At 39.6% G+C, this 11,888-nt stretch carries 11 protein-coding genes; 1 reads left to right on the forward strand and 10 read right to left on the reverse strand.

Annotated features, from left to right (window positions below):
• Nucleotides 1-84: 84 nt before the first annotated feature.
• From BV60_RS0101545 to BV60_RS0101565, 5 genes are all read right to left on the reverse strand, one after another.
• Nucleotides 85-642 (reverse strand): chromate transporter, encoded by a 558-nt coding sequence (locus BV60_RS0101545; protein ID WP_029319060.1) that lies wholly within the window; start codon nucleotides 640-642, stop codon nucleotides 85-87.
• A complete protein-coding gene (locus BV60_RS0101550; RefSeq protein WP_242840921.1) occupies nucleotides 639-1,208 on the reverse strand; it encodes a chromate transporter in 570 nt (189 codons plus the stop codon). Before BV60_RS0101550 ends, BV60_RS0101545 begins: the two co-directional genes overlap by 4 nt.
• A complete protein-coding gene (locus BV60_RS0101555; protein ID WP_029319062.1) occupies nucleotides 1,198-1,935 on the reverse strand; it encodes a NifB/NifX family molybdenum-iron cluster-binding protein in 738 nt (245 codons plus the stop codon). Before BV60_RS0101555 ends, BV60_RS0101550 begins: the two co-directional genes overlap by 11 nt.
• 478 nt (nucleotides 1,936-2,413) lie before the next feature.
• The gene (gene hcp, locus BV60_RS0101560; RefSeq protein ID WP_029319063.1) at nucleotides 2,414-4,048 is read right to left on the reverse strand and encodes a hydroxylamine reductase; all 1,635 of its coding nucleotides are present in this window, start codon (nucleotides 4,046-4,048) and stop codon (nucleotides 2,414-2,416) included.
• Nucleotides 4,049-4,188: 140 nt separating this feature from the next.
• Complete coding sequence (locus BV60_RS0101565; protein WP_029319064.1) at nucleotides 4,189-5,343, reverse strand: MFS transporter; 1,155 nt, start codon at nucleotides 5,341-5,343, stop codon at nucleotides 4,189-4,191.
• 145 nt (nucleotides 5,344-5,488) lie between these two features.
• Between BV60_RS0101565 and BV60_RS0101570 the strand changes: the two genes are divergently transcribed.
• Nucleotides 5,489-5,827 carry a hypothetical protein gene (locus BV60_RS0101570; protein ID WP_029319065.1) on the forward strand — a complete coding sequence of 113 codons (339 nt, stop codon included), beginning with the start codon at nucleotides 5,489-5,491 and terminating at the stop codon, nucleotides 5,825-5,827.
• A 13-nt stretch (nucleotides 5,828-5,840) separates the two neighbouring features.
• On the opposite strand, the gene BV60_RS0101575 is transcribed toward BV60_RS0101570, so the two are convergent.
• The 5 genes from BV60_RS0101575 to BV60_RS0101595 are packed head-to-tail and all read right to left on the reverse strand — an operon-like array spanning nucleotide 5,841 to nucleotide 11,879.
• Complete coding sequence (locus tag BV60_RS0101575) at nucleotides 5,841-7,445, reverse strand: HAMP domain-containing sensor histidine kinase (protein ID WP_081846533.1); 1,605 nt, start codon at nucleotides 7,443-7,445, stop codon at nucleotides 5,841-5,843.
• On the reverse strand, nucleotides 7,445-8,149 hold the full coding sequence (locus BV60_RS0101580; RefSeq protein ID WP_029319067.1) for a response regulator transcription factor: 705 nt from the start codon (nucleotides 8,147-8,149) through the stop codon (nucleotides 7,445-7,447). The genes BV60_RS0101575 and BV60_RS0101580 overlap by 1 nt, the downstream gene beginning before the upstream one ends.
• Nucleotides 8,142-9,416: an ABC transporter permease gene (locus BV60_RS0101585; protein ID WP_029319068.1), complete on the reverse strand. Its 1,275-nt coding sequence runs from the start codon at nucleotides 9,414-9,416 to the stop codon at nucleotides 8,142-8,144. Before BV60_RS0101585 ends, BV60_RS0101580 begins: the two co-directional genes overlap by 8 nt.
• A complete protein-coding gene (locus BV60_RS0101590) occupies nucleotides 9,406-10,101 on the reverse strand; it encodes an ABC transporter ATP-binding protein (protein WP_029319069.1) in 696 nt (231 codons plus the stop codon). The genes BV60_RS0101585 and BV60_RS0101590 overlap by 11 nt, the downstream gene beginning before the upstream one ends.
• Nucleotides 10,098-11,879 (reverse strand): HlyD family efflux transporter periplasmic adaptor subunit, encoded by a 1,782-nt coding sequence (locus BV60_RS0101595; protein WP_029319070.1) that lies wholly within the window; start codon nucleotides 11,877-11,879, stop codon nucleotides 10,098-10,100. Before BV60_RS0101595 ends, BV60_RS0101590 begins: the two co-directional genes overlap by 4 nt.
• Nucleotides 11,880-11,888: the final 9 nt, after the last annotated feature.

Below are 11,888 nucleotides of genomic sequence, written 5' to 3' on the forward strand. Positions count from 1 at the left end.
ATAGGCATACTAAAGCTATCTAGCAGGGCATTCATCCTCATTGTATAGCCCCCACCAACCAGTCTCTAACATTAAGTTGATAATTTAGTACATAACCACCCCTATCACTGCAGCAACACATATCAGCACTATTGGAGATATCCCTGATTTCGTTATTTTTCTTGAGCCAAAGTAGACAGCGGCCAGAACGGAGCATAACACGACTGCTCGAAAATCCAGCGAAAAAGCCGTCCCCTTAATAACAATATTCTGCACAATCATGCTGATTCCCATTGCCAGGATTATTCCCATAATACAGGGCTTCAGTCCTCTGAGCACGGCCTGTGTATAGGGATTCTTTAACAGTCTCTTAAACATGATCATTATAAGTATGATAATTACAAACGCAGGAAGAACAACAGAAAATGTTGCAACCAAAGCTCCGGGAATCCCAGCCATCATGCTGCCTACATATGTAGCCATGTTGACCATAATAGGTCCGGGAGTGCTTTCACTTACAGCAATCATATAAGTAAGCTGCTCATCATCAATCCATCCATAATGCAGAACCACATCCCTAATAAGCGGTATTGCTGCATATGCTCCGCCAAAAGAAAACAGCCCTACTTTCAGAAATCCAAGGAAAAGATCAATATATATCATAGGCTTCGTCCCTCCGTTCTCATGGAATTTTTGACGTAAAATGCTATAAGACTACAGAGACCTGCAGTAACCATTAGTGTTATGGATGATACTTTTATTGAAAAAAGATTTACAGCCATCATAGTAAGAAAAGCAATAATCAACACGGTTATCTGAAATAGTTTCTTTGGCATTTTTCTTATCATCTTAAGAGCTGCATCCAATATCAGTATCCCTACAGCTATCTTAATTCCTCTAAATGCACTCGCTATCCACGCTATTTCAAGAAATCTGTCAAGGAACAGTGAAATCAGATAGATAATAATAAAGGACGGAAGAACTACCCCTGTTGTAGCAGCTATAGCTCCTACCATTCCCCGCCTCTTATAGCCTACAAAAGTAGCACAGTTTATTGCTATCGGACCAGGTGTTGATTCAGCAATGACAGTAATGTCCATCATCTCATCATGGCTGATCCACTTTTTCTTTTCCACGCAGATATCCTGTATCAGTGAGATCATGGCATATCCACCGCCAAAAGTAAAAAGTCCAATTCTTACAAAAGTGATAAAAAGTTCAATGGCCACAATGACCTCCACAGTGATGATCCTCATCGTGATGATCGCTACATGCATGTCCTTCGCCATGATGATTACATTTAACATCAGGATTGAAATCAAGTTCCCCTGCAAGAAATGCCTTTACAGCATCATCGGCATTGCCTGATACACCACCATAAAGGGTAATTCCGGCATCACTAAGAGCTGCCTGTGCACCCCCACCGATTCCCCCGCAGATCAGGATATCAACCTTTCCACCCATGAGAAATCCAGCAAGAGCGCCGTGTCCCTGTCCGTTTGTGCTCACTACCTCTTCATTGACAATCTTTCCATCTTTCACATCGTAAACCTTAAATTTCTCCGTATGACCAAAATGCTGGAATATCTCACCGTTATCATATGTAACTGCTATTCTCATGTCGTTTTCTCCTTTTACTCTTATATTCTTGAAACTCTCGCTCTGCATAATATTAAATCTGACATTACCGCCAGAAATAGTAAGACTCCTTCCTTCAACTAACATCTCTGCAACCTTTTTGCGAGCGCTCTCATACATAGCTGTTACAGTTGTCCTTGCAACTCCCATCTTATCTGCACACTGCTCCTGGGTCATTCCTTCTCTATCAAGCAAACGGATTGTTTCAAACTCGTCAAAAGTCAGCTTAACTGCATTTTCCCCAACATTATCTGCCGGAATGAATCCAAACTGTCCCGGAAGACCCGCTATTTTTCTGCATTTTGTAATCTTTGGCATAATCTATCCTTTCTGACATATGTCAAATATATAATAATAGCCATATTGACATATGTCAATATGGCCTGCATATAGAAAAAACTGCCTTTATCTTTCCCGATTATCAGTCTTTGTAACCTTACGCTCATGCTCTAACGTATCTTCCGCTCTTTTTTGAAGCATTCTTTAAAAGCTCCGCCCATTTTTTCTCGTCCATCCTTATATCGATCGATATAGGTTTTGATGTATCAAAGATCTTTTTCTCATATTCCTGATGTATTCCGGTCTCCTGAGGAACTGTAACAGTATCAGCGTTAGTTGCTTTGACCTTACAAGCTCCAGATACCGGACATAGGTAATGTCATACTTAAGCTCATGCCTGTAATGTCTCTTTTTTTCATAAAAAATACACCTCTATATTGGTTTGCTTAAGCCAATATAAAGGTGCAATATTAAAACAACGTTGAAAAATAATTAAGGAATGACACATGTTCTATTTTTAATTAAAGAACATTTTTATATCATCATCTACATTTGTTATAGAACCAATTCCAAAATTATCTACCAGCACTTTTGCAACATTTGGTGACAGGAATGCCGGAAGTGTTGGTCCAAGATGGATATTCTTCACTCCCAGATGAAGAAGTGCAAGGAGTACTATAACTGCCTTCTGTTCGTACCATGAAATGTTATAAACAATTGGCAATTCGTTTATATCATCCAGTCCGAATACGTCTTTGAGCTTAAGGGCAATAAGGGCAAGTGAATAAGAATCATTACACTGACCTGCATCAAGAACTCTTGGAATTCCTCCAATATCACCAAGATTCAGCTTATTGTACTTATATTTTGCGCATCCGGCCGTAAGGATAACCACATCCTTTGGAAGTGCCCTGGCAAACTCTGTGTAATATTCTCTGGACTTTGCTCGTCCATCACATCCTGCCATTACTACAAACTTTTTGATCGCTCCGGATTTTACTGCTTCCACAACCTTATCAGCCAGGGCAAACACCTGCTCGTGAGCAAATCCGCCAACAATTTCACCTTTTTCTATCTCTGTGGGCGCTTCGCATTTTTTGGCAAGCTCAATAATCTCAGAGAAATCTTTTTTATCTCCATATTTACCTTCGATATGCTTGCATCCCGGATATCCTGTTGCACCTGTTGTAAAGAGTCTGTCTTTGTATGAATCAGCCGGAGGTACAATGCAGTTGGTTGTCATCAGAATAGGCCCATTAAAGCTTGCAAATTCCTCCTTCTGCTTCCACCATGCATTACCGTAATTTCCGACAAAGTTATCGTATTTCTTAAAGAACGGATAATAGTGTGCCGGAAGCATCTCTGAGTGAGTATATACATCAACACCTGTTCCCTTTGTCTGTTCAAGAAGCATCTCAAGATCCTTAAGATCATGTCCGGATATAAGAATTCCCGGATTATTTCTTACTCCGATATCAACCTTTGTAATCTCAGGATTACCATATGCGGAAGTATTAGCTCCATCAAGAAGTGCCATTCCATACACTCCGTACTTTCCAGTTTCAAGAGCAAGTGCAACCAGGTCATCCACCGTAAGACTGTCATCAAGTGTTTTTGAAAGTGCCTCCTGGAGAAAACTATCAACATCTTCATTATCCTGTAAGAGTGCGTTAGCATGCTTTGAATAAGCTGCAAGTCCCTTAAGACCATAAGTGATCAGCTCCCTAAGTGAGCGTATATCTTCATTCTCTGTAGAAAGAACGCCAACGAGCTTCGCCTTCTCATCGTATTCACTCTTCTCACCATTCCAGAGAGCAGCTTCCGGAAGTCCTTCCTTTGTGTCAAGCTGCTTCAGCTTAATTGTCTTTACTTTAATAGTCTGATCAATCTTTTGGGCAATGCTGTCATAATCGAAATTTGCATTTGTAATTGTAGTGAATAGATTTATGGTTATGAGATGATTGATATCTTCATCAACCCTTTTTCCTTCATTTCTAAGTCTTGTTGCAACTACAGCAAGTCCCTTTGTCACATATACAAGAAGATCCTGAAGATTAGCTACCTCCGGCTTTTTTCCGCACACTCCGGCCATTGTGCATCCGGTACAGCCTGCTGTCTCCTGGCACTGATAACAGAACATTTTATTTTCCATGGTTAAAAACCTCCTACCTGTGAATTTCCTTGTTTTCATCATCAAGGATAATCCCGGCGGAGTTTTAATACTGTTGCAATTGCAACAAGATATGTTTTTTATTGACTCATCAAAAAGATTTTGAATCTTTATTTTCTCTTTCACCTCAACCTTCTGTATGCTGTTTCAAGCATTCCTATGTTTAATGCTGCAAACAAAAGCAGGTAAAACGGCATTATCCATATGCCCATCCGCTCCTGAAGATGGCCAAATACAAGTGGCATGAATGTACTACCCATGTATGCTGATGCCATTTGGAGACCTATGACTGCTGCACTGTATCTTTTACCAAAATTGGTTGGCGCCATGTGCTGAATGGCAGGATACACAGGTCCCATTCCCATTCCGATAATCACAAAGCCTATAACTGCGACCATATAGCCGGTAATCGGAAGAATTACCATGACTATCCCCAAAAGTTCTACAGCTATTCCAATCCTTATCATTTTTCTATCGCCAAATCTATCGGAGATAAACCCGGAAATAAGTCTGCCAAGCATAAGCCCACCGAACATCAGCGAACCAAATGAGGCAATCAGTTCATTCCCAAGCCCTGTTCTTGTTCCGGCAAAATAACTTGGTACCCAGAGAGCACAGGTTGCTTCTCCTGAACAATAAGCGTAAAAAGCTATCAGTGTAAGTATGACTCCGGGAACTTTTAAGGTTTCTCTTATCCCCGCGCTATCAGCTATTTCCTCATCCCGTTCCTGCTCGTTTTTCTTCCATAGAGGAAGCGAAAGAATGCATACCAAAAGAATACCTATCTGAACAAACGCAGTCCATCTGTATCCTTCATTCCATCTGGCATGTTTAAGAGCAAGTGCCATAATGGACGGACTTATAACGGCTCCTACTCCATAAAAGCAATGCAGAAAATTCATCACAGACCCTGAATAGTTGTTGGCAACATAGTGATTTACTGCTGCATCAATCGCCCCTGCTCCAAGGCCATAGGGAATCGCAAACAAAAACAGCATATAGTACTGCCCGGAAATCGAGAATCCCAAAAGTCCCAGTATTGTCAAAAATATTGAAAATATTACAATCCATTTTGTATGAAATCTTTTTATGAATCTCGGACTATAAAGTGCGGATATTATAGTCATAAATGATATTGTCATGGACACGTATCCTGCATAGGATGACGGGACACCAAACGCCCCTTGCATTACAGGCCATCCCGAACCCAAAAGTGAGTCCGGAAGCCCCAGACTTATAAAAATCAGATATATAACAGCCAGTAGTAAAGAACCCATTTCTGTCTCTCCTTCGTTTAAATAATTTCTCAACTTATTCTTGATTTGATAAGATTATATCGTTTATTATTCCAGTAGTAATAGTATTAAATGTGCAATATTCTGTAAAATAATAGTACAATATCGTTTTTATTTTGGAGGACTTATGGCACTTTCATATTCGGTTGATAAAGTTGATGAAGATGGGCGCGAGATGCTCACCTATGGTACAGCAGAATTTAACGTCTCTTTTACCAGACTTGCAGCCTGTTCTATGGCCAAAAAGCTTGAAACAGGTATGCATCTGGACGCCACTTATTCTACTCTTGGAGAACGTGTTATCAACTACATGACTTACAAATGTGAGAATAATATCCTGAAAGGTATAGAAAAAGCTGCCTTTAAACTGCATTGCAGTTCAAGACAGCTTCAGCGTATCCTTAATTCTTATGAAAACGATGGTGTTGTTCAAAAGATTGGAAAAGGATGCTATAAATTAGTTTAAATTTTATCTACTTCTACATTGGAAGGGTTATTTCAAACATAGTTCTTCCGCAGGTCTTATCACCATCAAGTAGGCTGATTTTCCCTTCGTGAGCTTCGACTATCAACTTTGCAATCGAAAGTCCAAGACCTGTGCCTTGCCCACTTGTTCTGGATTCATTACCTACCACAAATGGTTCAAAAATATTTCTACGTAGTGAATCCGGAATGCCAATTCCATCGTCACCAAGCCTTATTACTATCGCTGAATCGGCTATGGAAAGAGATGCGTAAATTGTAGTCCCCTTTTTATTTGACTTAACGGAATTTGATATTATATTTTCAAAAACTCGTTTAATCTGAATCTTATCAAAGCAATACTCCACTCTTTCATCAGGTATATCTATTTCCATGAAAAATCCCATAAGATCAAGCTCTTCATATTTTAGTGCAAGATACTCTCTGAAATACTCACAGATATCACTGGTTTCTTTACTAAGGCTAAACTCCGGATGCTCAAGCTTTGAGTATTCATAAAAGCTGTTAATTAGTTCTGAGAGATTTTCAGATTTAAGCCTTATGGCCTCAAGATATTTCTTCTCATCCTTCCTTGGGACTACACCGTCTGCAATAGCCTTGGAATAGCCTTGAATTACTGTTATAGGAGTTTTCAGATCATGGGATATGTCCGCAAGCATCTTTTGCTTTTCATTTTCTGCCTTAATTCGTAGTTTTTCACTTTCCTTAAGCCGATTGGCCATGTCATTATATGCATCTATAATTTCCACAAACTCTCTTGGACCCGAATAAGAAAGGCCACTGCTTTCACTTCCTACAGAGAACTCGGCCATGGCTTTTTTCAACATATCAAGCGGTCTTTTTACCGCAAACGATACTCTTAATACAAATATAATAAGTATTATTCCCATGGCAATTATAAAAAGTAGCAATACCGAAAAGATTACCCTTCTGTATGCCCCCGCCTCATTTGTGCTCTCATAAGTATCATGGACAAGCAGAATTCTTCTCTCCCCTCTGTTATCGGTATACTCATACTTTTGAACAAAAGTATTTTCTTCAAATCCACCACTTAAGAATTCAATCTCCTTTTCAGACATCTTTTTGCCTTCAGTCTGATTATCGGAATAGACGGTCTTTCTCGAAGCATCAAGAACTGCCACACTGTTAAGTGTATATTGTTCATCTTCATCATAGGAATATCTTAGTATCAGATACCCACCCGCAGCACCGTTTTCGTATATTTTTTCAAGTGCGTAAAAGGTTGTTCCATCAACGGTTGGGATATACTCTAATATTTCATCTGTATAACTGTTATTAACAGCTTTATCACTACAGTACAAAACCTTCCCATTTCTATCAAGAATTTCGATATAACTTCCGTTACCCAGATATCTTTCCACCTGAAGTCTCTGGTAATTTTCCGATTTTAGATAGTCTTTCTGTTCTATTATCCTGTTTATTCCATAGTTGGACTGAATTTTTGCCATATAAAGGTTAAAAAGGCCAAATATTAAAAGCGCAGTAATTACAACGATCACCGCGAACATAATATAGTTCCCGGTGATCAATGAGTATAGTGTTCTTTTATTTCGTTTTACGGATTTAAATAGTTTTTTCATTATTCCTTATCAATCTTATAACCCAGTCCGCGTATGGTTTTGATATATCTGGGGTTATTTCTGTCATCCTCAATCTTATCTCGAAGCTTACTCATATGAACCATTAATGCATTTTCGTCATTTTCAAAATACTCTCCATTAATTTGTTCATAAATCTGAACCTTAGTAAAAACCCTTCCGGGATTTTTCATGAGAAGCTTCATTATTTTGAATTCAAAGGGAGTCAGAATGATTTCCTCATCATTTTTGGTAAATCTCATTTTATCAGTATCAAGTCGTAACGCTCCAACCTGATAAATACTCTGTGACGCATTTCCTCCACCAAGATTATAAAATCTTCTGAGAGCAGCTTTTACATGAGCCACCAGTTCAAGCGGGTTAAAGGGCTTAGTCATATAGTCATCAGCTCCCATATCAAGCCCCAGGATCCTGTCGTTGTCCTGATTTTTTGCGGATAAAACAATTATTGGGATGTTATTATAGGATGCCCTTATTTTCTTTATAAGCTCATATCCATTCATTCCGGGCATCATTATGTCACATATAATAAGATCCGGATTATTATTTTCAATAATTCCGAAAGCAGTGATGCCATCCATGGCAACAAGTATTTCATAGCCATCTTTTTCCAGATATAATCTAAGCAGTTCGATTATATCCATATCATCCTCCGCAATCAGTATCATATTTTTATTATCACTCATATCTAAGAGCCTCTATAGGATTAAGCCTGGCTGCCTTGTTTGCGGGATAAAACCCAAAAAAGACACCAAAAATCATCGAGAACAATACACATAATATTATACCACTTACGGATGCATTCCCGCTTGCTCCTAAGAATTTGGATGCAATAAATCCAAAAAGCTCCCCTGTTATTATTCCTAATATGCCACCTATAAGGCATATGACAACTGCTTCAGTAATGAATTGAAGGCGAATATAGCCATTAGTAGCGCCAAGAGCCTTTCTGGTACCTATCTCCTTTGTTCTTTCTGTTATTGACACCACCATGATGTTCATCACCCCAATACCGCCTACGAGTAGTGATATCGCACCCACAGCCATAAAGGCATAGGTCTGGGTATTCAACATTGATTCCATGGACTTTATTTCTTCCTTCATACTATATCCATAAGCTTCATAAGCATCGTTATTGTCATAATATTTTGTATTAATATATTCCATGATTTCTGTGGCCAGACTTCCCTGATCTTCTCCTGTAGCCGCAATCACATCAAAGTTTTCATAGAGTTCACCCGATCTTGCCTGTTTAACCGCACATTTTAGCGGAATATACAACCCTGTCCGCAGATCCCTCTGGGATATCTTAGCACTATAGCCTCCGGCGGCGCTTTCCACATACTCGTATACGCCTACTATCGTATAGTTATAATATTTATTTTCAAGAACAGCCTCCAACTGTTTTCCCAGAGCTTTTCCTGTATCCCCGCCAAAGAGATTGTTCACCAGTCTGTCTGATACAAGAGCCACCTTTCTGCCGTCCTCCTGCTCCTTTGCTGTAATATTTCTTCCGGAGATTATCGTAAACTTTTTATTTTTTATACCCTCTTCATTCAGACCTTCTATGCTTACGTTTGCATATTTTTTTCCATTTTCGATCTTTGCATCCGCAATTGATCTTGACAGGGATATTCCACTTACCCTTCCACTAAAATGACCCTTTACATCACTTAGCATCTCCGGTGAAAAATAGTCCTTATCCTTCATTGCCCTTATATTTTCACTATATTCTCCCGTATCGTGATCAGGCTTCTGACTCAGGTAAAAGGATATATTATTGACTCCCATATCCCCCATCTGACTCATTGTGGAATTTTTCATTGCATCCGCCACATTCATAATTGTGATCACCGAAGCAATTCCAATTATTATTCCCAGCATAGTCAGAAATGTTCTGAGTTTATTTGCCAAAAGCCCCGACAGTGCAAGCTTTATGTTTTCAAGAAGCATATCTGTATCCTATCCTTTCATCAACAATGCGGCCATCCTTCAAGGTCAGTATCCTTTCTGTCTCTGTCGCAAGCTCCGGTGAATGAGTAATAAAAACTATTGTTATCCCCTGCTCTTCGTGGAGCTTATGAAATAAATCCATTATTTTTCTTCCTGTTGCAGAATCAAGCGCTCCAGTAGGCTCATCCGCAAGGATTATCGAGGGATTATTAACCAGTGCTCTTGCAATAGCTACTCTTTGTTTTTGCCCTCCCGAGAGCTCATCAGGATTATGAAGCATTCTCTCCTTCATCTCCACAAGCTCTAGCAGCTCCATTGCTCTGTCCTTTCGTTCCTTTGCCTTTATCCCTGCATAAAGCATGGGCAGCTCGACATTTTTTAAGGCACTTGTCCTTGGAATCAGATTATAGGTCTGAAAAACAAACCCAATTTTCTGATTTCTTATATGTGAAAGTTCCTTATCAGAAGCATTACACACATCAATACCATCAAGGAGATATGTTCCCTCTGTAGGCTTATCAAGGAGCCCAATAATGTTCATAAAAGTTGATTTTCCTGAACCTGAAGTTCCTACAATTGAAACAAACTCTCCCTTTTTCACATTGATATCTATTCCGTGAAGTATCTCTATTTCGTTTTCTGTTCCTATATTGAAACGCTTATATATTTTTTCGGCCCGGATCATTCCAAAGTATCCTCACTGTAGTCAGTGGTTGGTATAACCACCTTCATTCCTTCCTTAATTCCTTTTCCGTTTATTTCCACATAGTAATCTGTTTTAATTCCATAGGTAACATCTATCTTCTCCGTCTTTGGAACAGGATTTTCTCCTCCCGCATTTTCTTCTGTAGTACTTTCTCCTGTCACCACCTCAATATAGTTTTTGCCATCATCTGACTGTTGTATTACGGAATCCGGAACAACAAGTGCATCCTTCTTTTCCTGCTGGACTATTGTAATCTTAGCTGTCATCCCGATTCTCAGTCTGTCGGTCTTGTTTTTTATTGAAACCTCAATAGGATAATCATTGCTGCTTGAAGCTGTGCCCGATGACTGCTCAGTGCCCGAAGCCTCGCCTCCGGGTATAGGAGATACAAAAGAAACTGTACCCTCAAGAAGTTCATCTCCCATTGAATCTGTTTTTATTTTTACGGGCATTCCTTCCTTAACATCACAGATATCAAACTGATCTACAGTAGCATTAACCTTGTAGCCCTTATCATTCTGAATGTTCATTATTTCCTTACCGTTGTCGTAAATAGCACCTTCCTTTATTCCCACTGAGGTAACAAGCCCGTCACAGGGAGCAATAAGCGTTGCGCTCGCAATCTGCTGTTTACACTTTTCAATCTCCTGTTGCAGTGAAATATTGCTGGAAGATTGTCCAAGCTCAGTACTCTTAATGCTATCCTTTGCATCAGCTAAGCTCTTTTCACCATCTCTGATAATGTCTTGTTGTGAATCCTTTGCCTTTGTGACTGAATCCTGTGCTCCATCAATTCCTTCCTTTTTCGATTTCGCATCTGCCTCAGCATTTGCCTGATCTGCCTTTGCATCAGCAAGATTACTCTTTGCATCACTAAGTGCATTCTGATTTGATTCAAGTGCGCTTTGAGCCTTCTCGTTTTCATGCTTTGCTTTTCTCACTTCCTTCTCTGCCTTTTCAACCGCTGCTCTCGCATCGTCAAGTTCTCTTTGTGCCTCTTCCTTTTGTGCATTAAGGTTCTCTACCTGATCTTCCTGCATTCCGTCCAGTTCGGTTTTTACCCTCTCTGCTTCAGTAAGTCTCTTTTGGGCATCCTCAAGCTTTTCCTGCTTTCTTTCGTACTTTTCAGCCGTATTTTTAGCATTTCCGCTTGCTTCATCATAAGTGCCCTGAGCATAATTAGCTTCTCCTGTTTTATTATCAACATTCTCCTGAGCGGAAGCATAAAGTCCATCAGCAGTACCGGAGGCATTGACAGATTTTTCATATTCCTGCTGTGCTCTATCCACCTCTCTTTGTGCTCTCTCCTGCTGAATTCTTGCCTGCTCTACTGCAGTATCATAGTTTCTTTTGGCTGTAGCCATTTCAAGAGCATCCTTCTGTTTAGCTATTTCCAGGCTGTCCTCTGCTTGCTTCAATGCCTTTTCTATAGTAGATGTATCCAGTTCTGCAACCACATCACCCTTTTTTACATGGTCACCTACCCTGACCTTTATGGATTTTACCTTAACCCCTGACAATTCACTTGTTACAGACTGGCTCTCAAGAGCTGCAATAGTACCATTTATGGAAAGTGATTTCTCAAGATCCTGTTTGGTAATATCCTCTGTCTGTAGCTGATTTTCATTATCTGCAGCCTTTACCACTGATTTTTTATAGATTCTTACTCCGCCGGTTGTTGCTATTGTAATAGTCAGAACGATTGCGGAAAGTATAATCCCTGCTTTCCTTTTATCCTTTAACTCTATTTTTTTCATTCTTAACCT

The sequence above is a fragment of the Butyrivibrio sp. AE3004 genome (assembly GCF_000703165.1).
In the GTDB taxonomy this organism is placed as follows: Bacteria; Bacillota; Clostridia; order Lachnospirales; family Lachnospiraceae; genus Butyrivibrio.